General features: G+C 72.2%; 14 protein-coding genes. 6 read left to right on the top strand and 8 right to left on the bottom strand.

Going from position 1 to position 18,767, the window contains the following annotated elements:
• Positions 1-39: 39 nt before the first annotated feature.
• Positions 40-1,248 (bottom strand): acetate kinase, encoded by a 1,209-nt coding sequence (locus tag ACWCV3_RS12890; protein WP_451222418.1) that lies wholly within the window; start codon positions 1,246-1,248, stop codon positions 40-42.
• Positions 1,245-3,335: a phosphate acetyltransferase gene (gene pta, locus ACWCV3_RS12885; protein WP_451222416.1), complete on the bottom strand. Its 2,091-nt coding sequence runs from the start codon at positions 3,333-3,335 to the stop codon at positions 1,245-1,247. The genes ACWCV3_RS12890 and pta overlap by 4 nt, the downstream gene beginning before the upstream one ends.
• Before the next feature lie 246 nt (positions 3,336-3,581).
• Between pta and ACWCV3_RS12880 the strand changes: the two genes are divergently transcribed.
• Positions 3,582-4,607, top strand: a complete 1,026-nt coding sequence (locus tag ACWCV3_RS12880; protein WP_451222414.1) for an ATP-dependent 6-phosphofructokinase — start codon at positions 3,582-3,584, stop codon at positions 4,605-4,607.
• A gap of 72 nt (positions 4,608-4,679) precedes the next feature.
• Here the strand turns inward: ACWCV3_RS12880 and ACWCV3_RS12875 are convergent, their stop codons facing one another.
• Positions 4,680-5,369, bottom strand: coding sequence for a response regulator (locus ACWCV3_RS12875; RefSeq protein ID WP_451222412.1), 690 nt, complete (start codon positions 5,367-5,369; stop codon positions 4,680-4,682).
• A complete protein-coding gene (locus ACWCV3_RS12870) occupies positions 5,366-6,976 on the bottom strand; it encodes a sensor histidine kinase (RefSeq protein ID WP_451222410.1) in 1,611 nt (536 codons plus the stop codon). The genes ACWCV3_RS12875 and ACWCV3_RS12870 overlap by 4 nt, the downstream gene beginning before the upstream one ends.
• 122 nt (positions 6,977-7,098) lie before the next feature.
• On the opposite strand from ACWCV3_RS12870, the gene ACWCV3_RS12865 reads away from it, so the two are divergent.
• Positions 7,099-8,520 carry a cation:dicarboxylate symporter family transporter gene (locus tag ACWCV3_RS12865; RefSeq protein WP_451222408.1) on the top strand — a complete coding sequence of 474 codons (1,422 nt, stop codon included), beginning with the start codon at positions 7,099-7,101 and terminating at the stop codon, positions 8,518-8,520.
• A gap of 153 nt (positions 8,521-8,673) precedes the next feature.
• Here the strand turns inward: ACWCV3_RS12865 and ACWCV3_RS12860 are convergent, their stop codons facing one another.
• Positions 8,674-9,288, bottom strand: coding sequence for a TetR/AcrR family transcriptional regulator (locus ACWCV3_RS12860; RefSeq protein ID WP_451222406.1), 615 nt, complete (start codon positions 9,286-9,288; stop codon positions 8,674-8,676).
• Between the two features lie 131 nt (positions 9,289-9,419).
• On the opposite strand from ACWCV3_RS12860, the gene ACWCV3_RS12855 reads away from it, so the two are divergent.
• The 4 genes from ACWCV3_RS12855 to ACWCV3_RS12840 all read left to right on the top strand — a co-directional run bounded on the left by ACWCV3_RS12855 (position 9,420) and on the right by ACWCV3_RS12840 (position 14,479).
• The gene (locus ACWCV3_RS12855; RefSeq protein WP_451222404.1) at positions 9,420-11,111 is read left to right on the top strand and encodes an MFS transporter; all 1,692 of its coding nucleotides are present in this window, start codon (positions 9,420-9,422) and stop codon (positions 11,109-11,111) included.
• Positions 11,112-11,324: 213 nt separating this feature from the next.
• Positions 11,325-11,753 (top strand): MerR family transcriptional regulator, encoded by a 429-nt coding sequence (locus ACWCV3_RS12850; RefSeq protein ID WP_451222402.1) that lies wholly within the window; start codon positions 11,325-11,327, stop codon positions 11,751-11,753.
• A complete protein-coding gene (locus ACWCV3_RS12845; RefSeq protein WP_451222400.1) occupies positions 11,750-12,082 on the top strand; it encodes a thioredoxin family protein in 333 nt (110 codons plus the stop codon). Before ACWCV3_RS12850 ends, ACWCV3_RS12845 begins: the two co-directional genes overlap by 4 nt.
• Positions 12,083-12,205: 123 nt before the next feature.
• Positions 12,206-14,479, top strand: coding sequence for a HelD family protein (locus ACWCV3_RS12840; protein WP_451222398.1), 2,274 nt, complete (start codon positions 12,206-12,208; stop codon positions 14,477-14,479).
• A gap of 52 nt (positions 14,480-14,531) precedes the next feature.
• Here ACWCV3_RS12840 and glgB read toward each other — a convergent pair whose 3' ends face one another.
• From glgB to ACWCV3_RS12825, 3 genes are all read right to left on the bottom strand, one after another.
• Positions 14,532-16,769: a 1,4-alpha-glucan branching enzyme gene (gene glgB, locus ACWCV3_RS12835; protein WP_451222670.1), complete on the bottom strand. Its 2,238-nt coding sequence runs from the start codon at positions 16,767-16,769 to the stop codon at positions 14,532-14,534.
• A gap of 158 nt (positions 16,770-16,927) precedes the next feature.
• Positions 16,928-18,322, bottom strand: a complete 1,395-nt coding sequence (locus ACWCV3_RS12830; RefSeq protein ID WP_451222396.1) for a maltokinase N-terminal cap-like domain-containing protein — start codon at positions 18,320-18,322, stop codon at positions 16,928-16,930.
• Positions 18,323-18,416: 94 nt separating this feature from the next.
• The coding region (locus ACWCV3_RS12825; protein WP_451222394.1) for an alpha-glucosidase C-terminal domain-containing protein at positions 18,417-18,767 on the bottom strand (351 nt) is incomplete at its 5' end.

The following is an 18,767-nucleotide window of genomic DNA, read 5'->3' as shown; positions in this document are numbered from 1 at the left end:
GGCGGACAGGCGCTCAGGCGTGTTACTGCGGTGTAATGCTCAGCTCTTCTTTCCGACCAGCGCATAGGTCTGCGTCGCGATCTCCAGTTCCTCGTCGGTCGGCACCACGGCGACGGCCACCCGCGCGGACTCGGGCGAGATCAGCCGCGGGTCGCCGGACCGTACGGCGTTCAGCTCCTCGTCCACCGCCAGGCCGAGGCCCTCCAGGCCCGCGACCGCCGCGGAACGCACGGCCGGCGCGTTCTCCCCGACGCCGGCCGTGAACGCCACCGCGTCCACCTGCCCGAGTACGGCGTAATAGGCGCCGATGTACTTCTTGATGCGATGAATGTAAATGTCGAAGGCGAGGGCCGCCGCTTCGTCGCCCTCGTCGACGCGGCGCCGGATCTCCCGCATGTCATTGTCCCCGCACAGGCCGAACAGGCCGCTCCTCTTGTTGAGAAGAGTGTCGATCTCGTCCATGGACATATCCCCGACACGGGCCAAATGGAAGATGACCGCCGGGTCCAGGTCACCGGACCGGGTGCCCATCACCAGCCCCTCCAGCGGGGTCAGTCCCATCGAGGTGTCCACGCACCGGCCGCGCTCCACCGCGGAGGCGGACGCGCCGTTGCCCAGGTGCAGCACGATCACGTTCACCTCCTCCGGCGCCTTGCCGAGCAGCCGCGCGGTCTCCCGCGACACGTAGGCGTGCGAGGTGCCGTGGAAGCCGTAGCGGCGGATGCGGTACCGGTCGGCGATCTTCGGGTCGATCGCGTACCGCGCCGAGGACTCCGGCATCGAGGTGTGGAACGCGGTGTCGAAGACGGCGACCTGGGGCAGGTCCGGGCGCAGCGCCATGGCGGTACGGATGCCGGTCAGGTTGGCCGGGTTGTGCAGCGGGGCGACCGGGATCAGCCGCTCGATCTCGGTGAGCACCGAGTCGTCGACGACGGTGGGCTCGGTGAAGAACATGCCGCCGTGCACCACCCGGTGCCCGATCGCGGCCAGTTCGGGGGAGTCGAGGCCGAGGCCGTCGCGGGACAGCTCCTCGGCGACCGCCTTCAGCGCGGTCTCGTGGTCGGCGATGGGCCCGCTCTGCTCGCGGGTCTCGCCGGAGGCCAGCGGGGTGTGGCGCAGCCGGGAGGTCTGCTCGCCGATCCGCTCCACCAGGCCCACCGCGAGACGGCTGCCGTCCCGCATGTCCAGGAGCTGGTACTTCAGCGATGACGAACCGGAGTTGAGGACGAGTACACGAGTGGCGGTCACGCGGGGGAGGCCTTTCCGGTCGGCGCCTGCGCCTGGATGGCGGTGATGGCGACGGTGGTGACGATGTCCTGCACCAGGGCGCCGCGCGAGAGGTCGTTGACCGGCTTGCGCAGGCCCTGCAGGACCGGTCCGACCGCGATGGCGCCGGCCGAACGCTGGACTGCCTTGTAGGTGTTGTTGCCCGTGTTGAGGTCCGGGAAGATCAGCACGCTGGCCTGGCCGGCCACCTCCGAGCCGGGCAGCTTGGTCGCGGCCACGGCGGCGTCCACGGCCGCGTCGTACTGGATCGGGCCCTCGATCTTCAGGTCGGGCCGGTGTTCGCGGGCCAGCTCGGTGGCCTCGCGCACCTTGTCCACGTCGGCGCCGGAGCCGGAGGTGCCGGTGGAGTACGACAGCATGGCGATCCTCGGCTCCACGCCGAACTGCGCGGCCGTCGCCGCCGACTCCACCGCGATGTCCGCGAGCTGCTCGGCGTCGGGGTCGGGGTTGACCGCGCAGTCGCCGTAGACAAGCACCTTGTCGGCCAGGCACATGAAGAAGACCGAGGAGACGATCGCGGAGTCCGGCTTGGTCTTGATGATCTCGAAGGCCGGACGGATGGTGGCCGCGGTGGAGTGCACCGAGCCGGAGACCATGCCGTCGGCCAGGCCCTCCTGCACCATCAGGGTGCCGAAGTAGTTCACGTCGGAGACCACGTCGTAGGCCAGCTCCACCGTGACGCCCTTGTGGGCGCGCAGGGCGGCGTACTTCTCGGCGAAGGAGTCGCGCAGCCCGGAGGTCGCCGGGTCGATCAGCTGGGAGTCGGCCAGGTCGATGCCGAGGTCGGCGGCCTTCTTGCGGATCTGGTCCACCGGGCCGAGCAGGGTGAGGTCGCACACGCCCCGGCGCAGCAGCACCTCCGCCGCGCGCAGCACGCGCTCCTCGGTGCCCTCGGGCAGCACGACCCGCCGCTTGTCGGAGCGGGCCTGCTCCAGCAGCTTGTGCTCGAACATCATCGGGGTGACCCGGCCGCCGCTGGGCGCGGAGACCCGGCGGACCAGGTCGGCGGTGTCCACGTACCGTTCGAACAGGCCGAGCGCGGTCTCCGCCTTGCGCGGGGTGGCGGCCGTCATCCGGCCCTCCAGGGAGAAGAGCTGCCCGGCGGTGGGGAAGCTGGTGCCGGCCACCGACAGCACCGGGGTGCCGGGGGCCAGGCGGGCGGCCAGGGTGAGGATCTCCTCGCTCGGCACCTCGTTCAGGGTGAGCAGCACACCGGCGATGGGCGGGGTCCCCGCGCTGTGCGCGGCCAGCGAGCCGACGACCAGGTCGGCGCGGTCGCCGGGCGTCACCACCAGGCAGCCGGGGGTGAGGGCGGCGAGGAAGTTGGGCAGCATGGCGCCGCCGAAGACGAAGTCCAGCGCGTCGCGGGCGAGTCCGGAGTCGTCGCCGAGCAGCACCTTGGCGCCGAGGGCGGCCGCGATCTGCGAGACGGTCGGCGCGGAGAGGGCGGGCTCGTCCGGCAGGACGTAGCAGGGGACCGGCATGCGGTCGGTGAGCCGCCCGGCCATCTCGTCGCGGTCCTCGCGGGCGGCGCGGTTGGCGACCATGGCGAGGACGTCGCACCCGAGGCCGGCGTAGGCGCGGTAGGCGTTGCGGGTCTCGGCGAACACCGACTCGGCGGACTGCCCGCGGGCACCGACCACCGGGATCACGGACGCGCCGAACTCGTTGGCGAGGCGGGCGTTGAGTGCCAGCTCGTCGGGGAGCTGGGTGCCGGCGAAGTCGGTGCCGAGGACGAGGACCACGTCGTAGTCGCGGGCCACCCGGTGGAAACGGTCGACCAGGGCGGAGACGAGTTCGTCGGTGCCGCGCTCGGCCTGGAGCGTGGACGCCTCCTGGTAGCCCATGCCGTAGACGGTGGCGGGGTCCTGCTGGAGGCGGTAGCGGGAGCGCAGCAGTTCGAAGAGGCGGTCGGGGCCGTCGTGGACGAGGGGGCGGAACACCCCGACCCGGTCGACCTGCCGGGTCAGCAGTTCCATGACGCCCAGATCGACGACCTGCCGGCCGTCGCCCCGGTCGATCCCGGTCACGTACACGCTGCGTGTCACGCGTGCTCTCCGATCCTTGCTCGCATGGCGCCCGCCTCAGCCGGCGTCGCTTTACGCCTGCACAGAAATCGCCCACCCGAGGTGAGCGGAACCCTCTTGACAATACCCGCGGCTCTGGATAAGGCGCCCGTCAGCCTGACGGGGGATCGAACATGCTGGTGAGGGCGGTGGTCGTCGGCCGTTCGGCGGCCGTGAAAGAATCGGAGCGGCTCACCGGTACCCACAGCGAGCAGGAGACACAGCACGATGCGCATCGGAGTTCTCACCGCAGGCGGCGACTGCCCCGGCCTGAACGCCGTGATCCGGTCGGTCGTGCACCGCGCCGTGGCGCACTACGGCGACGAGGTCATCGGCTTCGAGGACGGCTACCGGGGACTGCTGGACAGCCACTACCGCACCCTCGACCTCGACGCGGTCGGGGGCATCCTGGCGCTCGGCGGCACCATCCTTGGCTCCTCCCGCCTGGAGCGCGACCGGCTGCGCGAGGCGTGCGAGCGGGCGACGGACATGGCCGAGGAGTTCGGCATCGACGCGCTGATCCCGATCGGCGGCGAGGGCACGCTCACGGCGGCCCGGATGCTGTCCGACGCGGGTCTGCCGGTCGTCGGTGTGCCGAAGACCATCGACAACGACATCTCCGGCACCGACCGGACCTTCGGCTTCGACACCGCGGTGGGCGTGGCCACGGAGGCGATGGACCGCCTGAAGACCACGGCCGAGTCGCACCAGCGCGTCATGGTCGTCGAGGTCATGGGCCGCCACGCGGGCTGGATCGCGCTGGAGTCCGGCATGGCCGCCGGCGCGCACGGCATCTGCCTGCCCGAGCGGCCCTTCGACCCGGCCGACCTGGTCAAGATGGTCGAGGAGCGGTTCGCCCGCGGCAAGAAGTTCGCCGTGGTCTGCGTCGCCGAGGGCGCCCACCCGCTCGACGGCACGATGGACTACGGCAAGGGTGACATCGACCAGTTCGGTCACGAGCGCTTCCAGGGCATCGGCACGGCCCTCGCCTTCGAACTCGAGCGCCGACTCGGCAAGGAGGCCCGCCCGGTCATCCTCGGCCACATCCAGCGCGGCGGCACCCCCACGGCCTACGACCGCGTCCTCGCCACCCGCTTCGGCTGGCACGCCGTGGAAGCCGCCCACCGGGGTGAGTTCGGCGGCATGACCGCCCTGCGCGGCACGGACATCGCCATGGTCCCCCTCGCCGAAGCGGTCACGGAACTGAAGACGGTCCCCGTCTCCCGCATGGACGAGGCGGAGTCGGTCTTCTAGGGCCTCTCGTTCGGATCGTGCCGGGCTCGCGGGGGTCGGCCCGATCCGGACGGCCGCACCCAGCCGCCACGCTCACCGCTCGGGCAGCCAGTGGTACCGCAGTTCCGGGCGTCCCACCTGGCCGTACTGCGGGCGCCTCGCCGCGCGGGCCGCGTCCACCAGGTACTCCAGGTAGCGGCGGGCCGTGATGCGGGAGATGCCGACCGCCTCCGCCACCTCCGCCGCCGTGCGGCCCGCAGGGGTCTCGCGCAGGACGCCCGTGACCCGTTCCAGCGTGGGCGCGCTCAGCCCCTTCGGCAGGGCCGCCGGAGCCGGGGCGCGCAGGGCGGCCAGCGCGCGGTCCACCTCGTCCTGGCCGCTCGCCTCGCCCGCCGCCGCGTGGTACTCGGCGTAACGGAGGAGACGGTCGCGCAGGGTGGCGAAGGTGAACGGCTTCAGGACGTACTGGACCACGCCCAGCGAGACGCCCTCGCGGACCACTGCCAGGTCGCGGGCCGAGGTGACCGCTATGACGTCCGCCTGGTGGCCCGCCGCGCGCAGGGAACGGGCGAGCTGGAGGCCGTGCACGTCGGGGAGGTGCAGGTCGAGCAGCAAAAGGTCGACCGGGGTGCGGTCCAGGACGCGGCGGGCGGCGGCCCCGGTCCCGGCCCGGCCGACGGCGACGAAGCCCGGCACCCGGCCGACGTAGAGGACATGGGCGTCCGCCGCCACGGGGTCGTCCTCGACGACCAGGACACGGACCGGTGGCCGCTCGTCGGTCATACGTCCCCTCCCCGCGCACCCAGCGGCAACCGGGCCTCGAACACCGCGCCCCCGCCCTCCGCCTCGGCGACCGTCAGCGTGCCGGTGAGGCGGGTGACCGTCTGCCGGGCCAGCGCCAGGCCGAGACCCCGTCCGCCGGGCCCGGCCGGCTTGGTGGTGAAGCCGCGCCGGAACACCAGGTCGGCGTGGGCCGGATCCACGCCGGGGCCGGTGTCCGCCACCCGCAGCAGCAGCGCCTCCCCGGCCGCGTACGCCGTCACCGTGACCCGCGCCCCCGCGCTGCCCTGCGCCGCGTCCACCGCGTTGTCGATCAGGTTCCCCAGGATGGTGACGAGGTCGCGCACCGCGAGGCCGGGCGGCAGTACGCCGTCGTCGATCCGGCTCTCGGGCGAGACGACCAGCTCCACGCCCCGCTCGTGCGCCTGCGCCGTCTTGCCCAGCAGCAGCGCGGCCAGTACCGGTTCGCCCACCGCCGCGACCACCTGATCGGTGAGCGTCTGGGCCAGCTCCAGCTCCGCCGTGGCGAACTCCACCGCATCCTCCGCCCGCCCCAGCTCGATCAGCGAGACCACGGTGTGCAGCCGGTTCGCCGCCTCGTGCGCCTGCGAGCGCAACGCCTGGCTGAATCCGCGTTCGGAGTCCAGCTCACCCGTGAGCGACTGGAGTTCGGTCACGTCCCGGAGCGTGACGACCGTACCCCGGTGCTCCCCGCCGGACACCGGCGAGGTGTTGACCACCAGCACGCGCGACGCGGTCGGATGCACCTCGTCCACCCGGGGCTCCGAGGACAGCAGCGCCCCGGTGAGCGGCCCCGGCAGCCCCAGCTCGGCGACCGGGAGGCCGACGACCTCGCCGCCGACCCCGAGCAGCTCGCGTCCTCCGTCGTTGATCAGCGCCACGCGGTACCGCCCGTCCAGCATCAGCAGCCCCTCGCGCACCGCGTGCAGTGCGGCCTGGTGGTAGTCGTGCATCCGGCTCAGCTCGGCCGCGTTCATCCCGTGGGTGTGCCGCCGCAGCCGCGCGTTGATCACGTACGTGCCCACCGCCCCGAGCAGCAGCGCCGCCCCCGCCACCCCGAGCAGCGCCGTCACCTGGTCCTGGACCCGCGCGCTGATCGCCTCCACCTTGATCCCGGCGCTGACCAGCCCGACCACCCGGCCCCCGTCCGTCACCGGCGTCACCGCGCGCACGGACGGGCCCAGCGTGCCGGTGTACGTCTCGGTGAAGGTGTGCCCCCGCAGGGCGGGCCCGGTCCGGCCGAGGAAGCGCCGGCCTATCTCGTCCCGCGTCGGGTGGGTCCAGCGGATGCCCCGCGGGTCCATGATCGTGACGAAGTCGACGTCGGCGTCCCGCATCACCCGCAGCGCGTACGGCTCCAGCTGGGCGGAGGGGTCCGGCGCGGCGATCGCCGCCCGCACCGAGGGCGCGTCCGCGATGGACCGGGCCACCGCCGTGACCTGGCGTTCCGCGGCGTCCCGTGCCTGGCGCTGGTCGCTGACATAGGTGAACAGCGCGTACCCGGCCACCACCACCGCGACCAGCACCGCCTGCATGGCGAAGAGCTGGCCCGCCAGGCTGCGGGGTCGGGGGAGGGCGGGGGCACGCATGTCAGCAGTGTGCCTGTCCGTTCGGGCGTGAACTAAATGAACGGAAGGGTGACCGCGCTCACACGGCGGGAGATAGTCTCCGCGATCCCCTGCAAAGCCCGGACGTGAGCCGCACTCCGGTCATGCCGACGAAGACGTCAAGGAGAGCAGTCGTGGCCGCCAGCACCCCCGGTACGGCACCAGCCGCCCCCGCCGTGAAGCGGGACCGTACCCATTACCTGTACATCGCCGTCATCGTGGCGGTCGCGCTCGGCATCGCCGTCGGCCTGATCTGGCCCGACGCCGGGGTCGAGCTGAAGCCGCTCGGCACCGGGTTCGTGAACCTGATCAAGATGATGATCTCGCCGGTCATCTTCTGCACGATCGTGCTCGGGATCGGCTCCGTACGGAAGGCCGCGAAGGTCGGCGCGGTCGGCGGCATCGCGCTCGGCTACTTCACCGTGATGTCCCTGGTGGCGCTCGCCATCGGCCTGGTCGTCGGCAACGTGCTGCACCCCGGCGAGGGCCTGCACCTGACCGCCGCGCTCCGCCAGAGCGGCCACGCGCAGGTCTCCGCGGAGGCGCTGCCCCCGGTGGACTTCGTGCTGTCGATCATCCCGGTCACCTTCGTGTCCGCCTTCACCGAGGGCCAGGTCCTCCAGACCCTGCTGGTCGCCCTGCTGGCAGGCTTCGCGCTCCAGGCGCTGGGCCCGGCCGGCCAGCCCGTACTGCGCGGCATCGAGCACGTCCAGCGGCTGGTCTTCCGCATCCTGGCCATGGTCATGTGGGCCGCGCCCATCGGCGCGTTCGGCGCCATCGCGGCCGTCGTCGGCTCGTCCGGCCTGGACGCGCTCAAGAGCCTCGCCGTGCTGATGTTCGGCTTCTACGTCACCTGCGTGCTGTTCGTCTTCGTGGTCCTCGGCGCACTGCTGCGGATCGTCTCCGGGCTGAACATCCTCCTGCTGCTGAAGTACCTCGCCCGCGAGTTCCTGCTGATCCTGTCGACCTCGTCCTCGGAGTCCGCGCTGCCGCGGCTCATCGCCAAGATGGAGCACCTCGGCATCAGCAAGGCGGTCGTCGGCATCACCGTGCCGACCGGGTACTCCTTCAACCTCGACGGCACCATGATCTACATGACCATGGCGTCCCTCTACATCGCGGACGCGCTCGGCACCCCGATGTCCCTCGGCGAGCAGATCCCGCTGCTGCTGTTCCTGCTGCTGGCGTCGAAGGGCGCGGCGGGTGTCAGCGGCGCCGGCCTGGCCACGCTCGCGGGCGGTCTCCAGTCGCACAAGCCGGCTCTGGTGGACGGGATCGGCCTGGTGGTCGGCATCGACCGGTTCATGAGCGAGGCGCGGGCACTGACCAACTTCGCTGGCAACTCCGTCGCCACGGTGCTGATCGGTACGTGGACGAAGGAGATCGACCCGGAGCGGGTGCGGCGCGTGCTCGCGGGTGAACTGCCCTTCGACGAGACGACCTTGCTGGACGAGGGGCGCGAGGGCGAGCCGGCTTCGTCCCCGGCCTCGCCCGAGGAGGACGGGAAGGAACTCGCCAAGGCGTGAAGAGCCTCCAGGGCCCCCAGTTCGGATCATGCCGGGCTCGCGGCCTGATCCGAACGAAGAACCCCGGCCGAGGTGCCCTCCGGGGCCCCGCCTGAGGGACTTCTGACGCCGGCCGCCCGACCCCGCCTGAACCGGGGCCGGGCGGCCGGTCTTTCATGCCGTGCCGCTCGCTCGGGCCACCAGCTCCGCCGCCGTCCCGCTCGGTACGCCCGCCGCCGTCAGCGCCGTGACCGCCGCCGCGTGTCCCGCCTCCTCGGGCGGGAGCAGCCCCTCGTTCACCGCCTCCATGACCGCGAAGAGGAGCTGCTCGTGCACGAAGGCCAGCGCGGAGGCGGGCAGCGGTGAGGTGAACACCCCTTCGTCCAGGCCGCGTTGGAGCACCCGCGTCTTCTGCTCCCGCAAGGGGGCGAGACGGTCGCGGATGCCCTGCACGGTCACCGTGCGCTGGGCCAGTGCAATCAGCAGACGGTAGCGGTCGGCGATCTCCCACACCGCGAGCACGGACCGGGCCACCGCGTCCGCCGGCCCGGTCCCGTCGTCCCGGGCGCACAGGTCCGCGTCGGTCAGCACCTGCACCGCCTCGTCGACGAGCGTGCCGATCAGCGCCTCCCGGCTCGGAAAGTGCCCGTACACCGTGCGCCGTACGACACCGGCGGCGCGCGCGATCTGGTCCATCGAGGCGTCCGGGTCGCGCAGCAGCTCGGCGAGGGCGACATCGAGGATGCGGCGCCTGTTGGTGTCGGCGCGGCTGGCGTTACCCGTGGTCATGGCAGTCATTGTGCACACCTTCTCGACTTGCACGGCACTGTGCAAGGTCGTACATTGCACATGGTTGTGCAATTGCACGCCACTGTGCAAGTACCAATTGTGCCTGTTGCCGAGGAAGGTCAGCCGCTGTCATGCGACTCGTCATGAACGAACCGGTCGAGAGGATGGAGCGCCCGTACGCCCGGCGCTGGTGGGCGCTGCTCGTGCTCTGCCTCAGCCTGCTGATCATCGTGATGGCCAACACCGCCCTCACGGTCGCCGCCCCCGACATGACCCGCGACCTGGGGCTGTCCAGCGCGGACCTCCAGTGGGTCATCGACGGGTACACCGTCCCGTACGCCGCGCTCATGCTGCTGCTCGGCGCGATCGGCGACAAGTACAGCCGCCGCGGGGCGCTGATCCTCGGCCTCGTCGTCTTCGGCGGCGGCGCGGTGTTCGGCAACCTCGCGGACTCGTCCGCCACGGTCATCGCGGCCCGCGCGGTCATGGGCGTCGGTGCGGCGCTGATCATGCCCGCGACGCTCTCGCTGCTCGCGGCGACCTTCCCGCGCGCCGAGCGGGTCAAGGCGATCACCCTGTGGACCGCCACCGCGGGCCTCGCCATCGCGGCCGGCCCGGTCGTGGCGGGCGCGCTGCTGCGGAACCACGGCTGGGCCTCGACGTTCCTGATCAACGTGCCGGTGGCCGCCCTGGCGATCGTCGGCGCGCTGGTCCTCGTACCGCCGTCCAAGGCGGGCCACCACGACCGCATCGACTACGTCGGCGGCCTGCTCTCGGTCCTCTGGATCGCCGCGCTGGTGTACATGATCATCGAGGGGCCGCACTTCGGGTGGGGCGTCAAGGCGGTGGCGGCGGCGGTCGTCGCGGGCGTCGGCCTGATCGCCTTCGTCCTGTGGGAACTGCGCCACCCGCGCCCGGTGCTGGACGTACGCCGCTTCGCCGACCGCCGCTTCGCGGGCTCCAACCTCGCGGTCGCCCTCTTCTTCCTGGCCGTCTTCGGCGCGTTCTACTACCTCACCCAGCACCTCCAGTTCGTCCTCGGCTACGACGCCCTGGAGACCGGCGTCCGGATGCTCCCGCTGGCCGGCGCGGTGTTCGTCGGCTCGGCCCTCACCGGCTACCTCACCCCGCGCGTCGGCATGCGCTGGACGGTGGGCGCGGGCATGGTGGCCGGCACGGTGGCGCTCGCGCTGCTGACGGGGGTGGACGCGGGGTCGACGTACGGGGACTTCGTCCCCTCCCTCGTGGTGCTGGGCCTCGCCATCGGCCTCGCCCTGTCCCCCTGCACCGACGCGATCATGGGCGCCTTCCCGGAGTCCGAGCTTGGCGTGGGCGGCGCGGTGAACGACACGTCGCTGGAACTGGGCGGCTCGCTCGGCATCGCGATCCTGGGCTCCCTGCTGGCCACGTCCTACGACGACCACCTGACGTCGGCGACCAAGGGGTCCGGCCTCCCGGCCGACGCCCTCGCCACGGCGCAGGACTCGGTGGGCGCGGGCTACGCGGTGGCCCAGGCCATCGGCGAGAAGGCCCAGTCGCTGGCCGCGAAGGCGGCGGGGGCCGGGGACCCGCAGCAGGCGGCCCAGCTCAAGCAGCAGGCGTCGTCCTTGGCGACCGGCGCCCACCGGATGGCCGACGCCGTGGGGTCGTCCTTCTCGGACGCGGTGGCCCATACGAGCCTGATCGGTGCGGTGATCCTGGGGATCGGGACGGTCGTGGTGGCGGTGCTGCTGCCGGGGCGGGAGGCTTCGCCTGCGGCGGAGGCCTCCGAGGAGGCGGACGAAATTCCGGAGAAGACCCCGGCCGAGGCGATCACCCGCTGACTTCGGCGACTTCGGCTGACGTGCCGCTCCAGGGCTTGACGGAGCGGCACGTTCGCATGTGCGCCCAGCGCCCGGCCCTCCACCACCCCCTGGGCGACGGAACCGACGCGGCGGCCTGGACATCGCTCCAGGTGCTCTCCGGCCACCTCAGGGCCGGTTCCCCCGCCTGACCGCCTTGCCCTGACGCCCACGTCACCCCCTACCGTCGCAGCCATGCGAATCGGTGAGCTGGCCGAGCGTGCCGGGACGACCGTGCGGGCGCTGCGGTACTACGAGACACGGGGGCTGCTGTCCGCCCGGCGGGATGCCAGGGGGTACCGCGACTACGACGAGCGGGACCTCGCACTGCTGAAGCAGATCCGCACCCTGCGGGACTTCGGGTTCGGGCTGGAGGAGACGCGCCCCTTCGTGGAGTGTCTGCGGGCCGGGCACGCGGAGGGGGACGCGTGTCCGGCGTCGCAGGCGGTGTACCGGCGGAAGCTGGATGAGCTGGACGGGCTCATCGGGGAGCTGGTGGCGGTGCGGGAGACGGTCGCGGGAGAGCTGCGGCGGGCCGAGGAGGCGCGGGCCGGGCTGGCCGCCGATGCGCTGGTTCCGGGGGGTCCGGAACCCGTGTGCGAACTGGGAGGGCGAAAGACTTGAGTGTCATCAGCGGTCTCGACGAGGTCACGGACGCAGATTTCGAGGCGGAGGTGCTCGGCTCCGATCTGCCGGTGCTGGTGCAGTTCACCGCGGACTGGTGCGGGCCCTGCCGGCAGCTCGCGCCGGTGCTGAAGGACATCGCCCTCGCGGAGGGCGACCGGCTGAAGGTGGTCCAGCTCGACGTGGACCGCAATCCCGGCACCACCATCGCCTACCAGGTGCTCTCCACCCCGACCCTCCTGGTGTTCCGGGGCGGTGAGCCGGTGCGCTCCATGGTCGGCGCCCGGCCCGAGCGCAGGCTGCTGGAGGAGCTGGCCGACCTGCTCTGAACAAGGGGTGCCGCGAGCAAAGAAATCCCCCGGGCATTGGCGTCCGGGGGATTTCTTTAGGTATATTGGGCTGTTCACGACTTCTTTTCGAAGAATTCGTGCAGGACCTGATGAGCACAGTATATGCGGGCGGGAGTGGAATTGTCAAACACCGAATTTCCGGACGATGAATTGCGGTCCGAGCAGGAATTCATCGACGGACTCTACGAGCGCGTGGACGAGCTGCGCGGCGACGCGGAGACCGGCGTCCAGGACGCCCTCGCGCAGGGCGACAAGCCCCAGCAGGCCCGCCTGGAGCGGGACATCCTGGTCGCCGAGCGCTCCGGGCTGCTCGCCGCGCTGAACTCCGTCGACGGCTCGCTCTGCTTCGGCCGGATCGACCTCGCCGACGGCACCACCCACCACATCGGCCGTATCGGGCTGCGCCGCGAGGACGCCGAGCGCACGCCCGTCCTGATCGACTGGCGTGCCGACGTCGCCCGCCCCTTCTACGTGGCCACCGGCCACACCCCGATGGGTCTGCGCCGCCGCCGGCACATCACCAGCGAGGGCCGTACCGTCACCGCGCTGCACGACGAGATCCTCGACCTCGGCGACGACACCCGCACCGGCCACGAGGACCCCACCGGCGACGCCGTCCTCCTCGCCGCGCTGAACACCGCCCGCACCGGCCGCATGAACGACATCGTGCAGACCATCCAGGCCGAGCAGGACGACATCATCCGGGCCCCGCACCGGGGCGTGATGGTGGTCGAGGGCGGCCCCGGCACCGGCAAGACCGCGGTCGCCCTGCACCGCGCCGCCTATCTGCTCTACGAGCACCGCGACCTGCTCGCCCGCCGTGCGGTGCTCATCGTCGGCCCCAACCCGGCCTTCCTCGGCTACATCGGCGAGGTGCTGCCCTCGCTCGGCGAGACCGGCGTCCTGCTGGCCACGGTCGGGGAGCTGTTCCCCGGCGTGAAGGCCACCGCCACCGACACCCCCGAGGCGGCCGTGGTGAAGGGCCGCGCGGAGATGGCCGACGTGCTCGCCGCCGTGGTGGCCGAGCGGCAGGCCCTGCCGGACCCGGTGATCGCCGTCGAGCACGACCGCGAGGTGCTGATGCTGGACGAGGGCCTGGTCGCCACCGCCCGCGACCGCACCCGCGCGGCCAAGCTGCCGCACAACACGGCCCGCGAGCACTTCGAGGGCCACATCCTCAACACCCTCACCGACCTCTACGCCGAGCGCGTGGGAACCGACCCCTACGACGGCAGCAGCCTGCTCGACCCCTCCGACATCACCCAGATCCGCGACGAACTCGCGGAGAATCCCGAAGTCTGGTCCGCCATCGACCAGTTGTGGCCCCGGATCACCCCGCGCCGGCTGGTCGCGGACTTCCTCGCCGAGCCCGACGGCCACCTCTCGCCCGAGGACGCCGACGCGGTGCGCCGCCGGGTCACCCACGCCTGGACCGTCGCGGACGTGCCTCTGCTGGACGAGGCCGCCGAACTCCTCGGCGAGGACGACAGGCTCTCCCGCGCCCGCGCCGACCGGGAGCGGGAGACGCAGATCGCGTACGCGCAGGGCGTGCTGGACGTGTCGTACGCGTCCCGCACCTACGAGTTCGACGACAAGGAGGAGGACGACCCGGAGTCCTCCGAGGTGCTCTCGGCGCACGACATCATCGACGCCGAGCGGTTCGCGGAGCGGCAGGAGGAGGACGACCACCGCAGCGCCGCCGAGCGCGCCGCCGCCGACCGGACCTGGGCGTTCGGGCACATCATCGTGGACGAGGCGCAGGAGCTGTCCCCGATGGCGTGGCGCCTGCTGATGCGGCGCAGCCCGACCCGCTCCATGACCCTGGTCGGGGACCCGGTGCAGACCGCCGAGGCGTCCGGGGTCGGCTCCTGGTCGGAGATCCTCCGGCCGTACGTCGAGGACCGCTGGGAGCACACCCGGCTCGGGGTCAACTACCGCACCCCGTCGGAGATCATGGATCTGGCCGCCGCCGTGGTCCGCGCCGAGCACCCGGACTTCGAGCCGCCCAGCTCGGTCCGCTCCACCGGCGTACGGCCCTGGGTGCGCGACGCCTCCGGCGACCTGCCCGGCGCCCTCGCGCGGGCGGTGGCCGAGCTGACCCCCGCCGAGGGGCGGCTCGCGGTCATCGCCCCGCGCGCCCTGCACGAGACGCTCGCCGCCGGACTGGACGGTGTCACGGCGGGCGGCGAGCCCGACCTGACCCGGAACGTGGTCCTGCTCGACGCCCGCCAGTCCAAGGGCCTGGAGTTCGACTCGGTGCTGGTCGTCGACCCCGCCGCCCACGGCACCAGCGACCTCTACGTGGCCCTCACCCGCGCCACCCAGCGCCTCGGTGTGCTGCACACGGGTGAGGTCCCGGCGGCGCTCGAGGGATGACCGTGGTCCGTCCGGGGGCCGCCGCCGTCCAGGCCCCCGGACGGTCGGGGTCTCAGGCCGGCCGCAGCCACACCGTGGCCAGCGGCGGCAGGGTCAGGCGGATGCTGGCCGTGCGGCCGTGCCAGGGCTGGGGCTCCGGCTTGACCGTGCCCTGGCACGCGACGTCCCCGCCGCCGTAGCGGGCGAGGTCGGTGTTGAGGGTCTCGTGCCAGGCGGGGACGTCATCGGGGACGCCGAGGCGGTAGTCGTGGCGGACCAGCGGGGAGAGGTTGGCGACGCACAGCAGCGGGCCGCCCTCGGCGTCGCGGCGCAGGAAGGCGAAGACGTTGTCCTCCGCCGCGTCCCCCACGATCCACTCGAACCCCGCCGGATCGGTGTCCCGCTCCCACAGGGCCGGGGTCGCCCGGTAGGCGGTGTTCAGGTCACGGACCAGCTCCCGTACGCCCCGGTGCTCGGCCTCGGCGCCGTAGGCCGGGTCCAGCAGCCACCAGTCCGGGCCGTGCGCCTCGGACCACTCGGCGCCCTGCGCGAACTCCTGCCCCATGAAGAGGAGCTGCTTGCCCGGGTGGGCCCACATGAAGGCCAGGTAGGCCCTCAGTCCGGCCCGCTGCTGCCACCAGTCGCCCGGCATCTTGGAGACCAGCGACCGCTTGCCGTGCACGACCTCGTCGTGCGAGATGGGCAGCACGTAGTTCTCGCTGTACGCGTACACCATCGAGAAGGTCATCTCGTGGTGGTGGTACTTGCGGTGCACCGGCTCGTGGCTCATGTACGCCAGCGAGTCGTGCATCCAGCCCATGTTCCACTTCAGCCCGAACCCCAGCCCGCCGAAGCCGCTCGGGCCCTTGTGGTGGGTCGGCCGGGTGACGCCGTCCCAGGCGGTGGACTCCTCGGCGATGGTGACCACACCGGGGCAGCGCCGGTAGACGGTGGCGTTCATCTCCTGCAGGAAGGCGACCGCGTCCAGGTTCTCCCGGCCGCCGAACTCGTTCGGCGTCCACTGGCCCGCCTCGCGCGAGTAGTCGAGGTAGAGCATCGAGGCGACCGCGTCCACACGCAGCCCGTCGATGTGGAACTCCTCGCACCAGTACACCGCGTTGGCGACCAGGAAGTTGCGCACCTCGCGCCGGCCGAAGTCGAACTCCAGCGTGCCCCAGTCCGGATGGGCCGCCCGCAGTGGATCACCGTGCTCGTACAGCGGGCGCCCGTCGAACTCGGCCAGCGCCCACTCGTCGCGCGGGAAGTGGGCGGGCACCCAGTCCATCAGCACCCCGATGCCCGCCTGATGCAGCTTGTCCACCAGGTACTTGAAGTCGTCGGGCGTGCCGAGCCTGGCCGTCGGGGCGTAGAACCCGGTGACCTGGTAACCCCAGGAGCCCCCGAAGGGATGCTCGGCCACCGGCATCAGCTCGACGTGGGTGAAGCCCAGATCGCCCACGTAGGCGGGAAGCTGCTCGGCGAGCTGCCGGTACGTCAGTCCGGGACGCCAGGACGGCAGGTGCACCTCGTACACCGAGAAGGGTGCCGCGTGCACCGGGCGGTCCGCGCGGTGGGCCATCCACTGAGCGTCGCCCCACTCGTGGCGCGAGACGTCCACGATCGAGGAGGTCGCCGGCGGCACCTCCGTACGGCGGGCCATCGGGTCCGCGCGCAGGGTGCGTGAGCCGTCCGGGCGGGTGATCTCGTACTTGTACAGCTCGCCCTCCCCGACCCCCGGCAGGAACAGCTCCCACACCCCGCTCGAGCCGAGTGAACGCATCGGGAAGCCGGACGCGTCCCAGAAGCCGAAGCCGCCCGCGACCCGCACCCCGAGCGCGTTCGGCGCCCACACCGCGAACCGGGTCCCCATCACGCCCTGCCGGGTGAGCACCCGCGCCCCGAGCGCCCGCCACAGCTCCTCGTGCCTCCCCTCACCCAGCAGATGCAGGTCCAGCTCGCCGAGCGTGGGCAGGAAGCGGTACGGGTCCTCGGTCTCGTGCACCGTGCCGTCGTAGGACACCAGCAGCCGGTAGGCGGGGACGCCGGTCAGCGGGAGCAGGCCGGAGAAGAATCCCTGCCCGTCGTCGCGCAGCTCCGTCCGCACGTCCTCGAGGACGACGGTGACCGCCTCCGCGTACGGCCGGAACACCCGGACGGCGACCCCGCCGGGCACCGGATGGGCGCCCAGCACGGCGTGCGGGTCGTGATGCGTGCCCGCGAGCAGGCGCTCACGGTCGGCCGGGTCCAGGGCCGCGGACACGGCAGGCGCCGCGGGCGCCTCGGGCCCACGCGCCTTCGGGACGGCGGGCAGGTCCTCCGGTGAGTCCGCCTGCCTGCCGGGTTTCGCCCGGACCTGCTGCACCGGTGCCGCCTGCGAGGACTTGGCCTGCTTCTTGCCGGATTTGCTCTTCGGGCCGGCTGGCTTCTTGGACGTCACGGACGAGTCTCCCGGTCGGGGTCGGGTCGGGCTCAAGACAGGTCGGGCGTGGCGAGACGGCGCACCGCCGACATCGGGACCGCCAGCCACTCGGGCCGGTGCCGGGCCTCGTAGAGGACCTCGTAGATCGCCTTGTCGGTCTCGTACGCGCGCAGCATCACCGGGTCGGTACGGGGGTCGCGGCCGGTGACCTCGGCGTACCCGGTGCAGTAGGCGGCCCGGCAGGCGTGGGCCCACTCGGGCGCCGGGGTCTTCGCGGTGTGGGCCGCGTAGTCGAAGGAGCGCAGCATGCCCGCGACGTCGCGCACCGCGGGCTGCGGCATGCGCCGCTCGGCCAGCGGACGGGACGGCTCACCCTCGAAGTCGATCAGCGACCAGCCGTCGCCCGGCGAACGCAGGCACTGCCCGAGGTGCAGGTCACCGTGCACCCGCTGCGCGGTCCAGGTCCGCCCCTCGCGGGACAGGTCGGCCAGCGCCTCGAACGCCGAGCGTAACCCGGCCTCGTACGGCCGCAGCGCGGGCACCGCCTGCACCGCGGCGGCCAGCCGCTCGGTCATTCCGCCCGCCATCAGCTCCAGTTGGGCATGTCCCAGGGTGACCGTCGGCAGGGCGCGGGCGAGGGCGGTGTGCACCTCGGCGGTGGCCCGGCCCAGCGCACGCGCCTCGCGGGTGAAGTCCTCGCCCTTGGCGAGTTCGCGCAGGGCCAGATCCCAGCCGTCGGTCGCGCCGTTCATGAAGGGCTGGAGGACCGCGAGGACGTACGGTTCGGCGTCCAGGTCGGCGCGCAGCCAGGCCACCGGCGCGGGCACCCGCGCGCAGCCCTCACGGGCCAGTGCGAGCGGCAGCTCCAGATCGGGATTGACGCCGGGGGTGACCCGGCGCAACAGCTTGAGGATGAACGTATCTCCGTACACCACCGAGGAGTTGGACTGCTCGGCGGTCATCAGCCGGGCCACCAGCTGGTCCCGGATCTCGTGCGCCGGGTCCCGCTCGAAGCTCAGCGCGCCGACGCGGGCGCCGGTGCGCAGAGCCTCCAGCAGCACCTCGGCCGGCCGGGGGTCGTACAGGGCGTCGTAGACGGTGCGCCCGTCGAGCGGGCCGTCCACGACATGGCCGATCAGCGCGGGCGCCAGCCGGGGCGGCAGCGCCTCGCGCACGCCTATCAGCAACTGGTAGCAGTCGCCGGGCTGCGCGGGAGCGCCCGGCACAGGTGGCTGGCGAACGCGCAGGAGCAGATGGTAGAGCCCCAACCTGCCTTCAGGAGGCAGGAGTTCGGTGGCGGCCACCAGGTCGAAACCGGTGACCGCGCGGCCCTTCCCGGCGAACCAGCGCTGCCGGGGCAGCCATTCGCGCAGCAGGGGTTCGAGCGACTCGAGCAGTTCGGTCGTGGTACCTGACGTGCTGGAGGGGGTGACCGTTTCCGCCATGGGCGTCACGTCCTTTCCCCGGGTCGTCGGGGTGTTAGTGAACGGTGCCCCGAGCGGGGCGGCGGAAACCGGTGGCCGCCCCGCTCGCTCGCACCTAAACGGCGTCCTGGCGCAGCCGGAACCAGTAGAAGCCGTGGCCCGCCAGCGTCAGCAGGTACGGCAGTTCGCCGACGGCCGGGAAGCGCACCCCGCCGAACAGCTCCACCGGGTGCCGCCCGGTGAACTGGCGCAGATCCAGCTCGGTCGGCTGCGCGAACCGCGAGAAGTTGTGCACGCAGACCACGATGTCGTCCTCGTACTCGCGCAGGAACGCGAGTACCGCCGGGTTGGACGAGACCAGCTCGGTGTACGAGCCGAGTCCGAAGGCGGGGTTCTGCTTGCGGATCTCGATCATGCGGCGGGTCCAGTGCAGCAGGCTGGACGGCGAGGACATGGAGGCTTCGAC

It is taken from the genome of Streptomyces sp. NPDC001781 (genome assembly GCF_053596035.1).
Note: the sequence above shows the minus strand (reverse complement) of the source record. Positions and strands in the feature narration are given on the sequence as shown.

What these genes read in the sequence shown, in the direction of transcription:
- ACWCV3_RS12850 (WP_451222402.1), top strand. Translation starts at nt 11,325, where the DNA reads ATGCGAATCGGTGAGCTGGCCGAGCGTGCCGGGACGACCGTGCGGGCG.
- ACWCV3_RS12865 (WP_451222408.1), top strand. Translation starts at nt 7,099, where the DNA reads ATGCCGACGAAGACGTCAAGGAGAGCAGTCGTGGCCGCCAGCACCCCC.
- ACWCV3_RS12875 (WP_451222412.1), bottom strand. Translation starts at nt 5,369, where the DNA reads ATGACCGACGAGCGGCCACCGGTCCGTGTCCTGGTCGTCGAGGACGAC.
- ACWCV3_RS12870 (WP_451222410.1), bottom strand. Translation starts at nt 6,976, where the DNA reads ATGCGTGCCCCCGCCCTCCCCCGACCCCGCAGCCTGGCGGGCCAGCTC.
- ACWCV3_RS12830 (WP_451222396.1), bottom strand. Translation starts at nt 18,322, where the DNA reads ATGGCGGAAACGGTCACCCCCTCCAGCACGTCAGGTACCACGACCGAA.
- ACWCV3_RS12840 (WP_451222398.1), top strand. Translation starts at nt 12,206, where the DNA reads ATGCGGGCGGGAGTGGAATTGTCAAACACCGAATTTCCGGACGATGAA.
- ACWCV3_RS12860 (WP_451222406.1), bottom strand. Translation starts at nt 9,288, where the DNA reads ATGACCACGGGTAACGCCAGCCGCGCCGACACCAACAGGCGCCGCATC.
- ACWCV3_RS12880 (WP_451222414.1), top strand. Translation starts at nt 3,582, where the DNA reads ATGCGCATCGGAGTTCTCACCGCAGGCGGCGACTGCCCCGGCCTGAAC.
- ACWCV3_RS12855 (WP_451222404.1), top strand. Translation starts at nt 9,420, where the DNA reads ATGCGACTCGTCATGAACGAACCGGTCGAGAGGATGGAGCGCCCGTAC.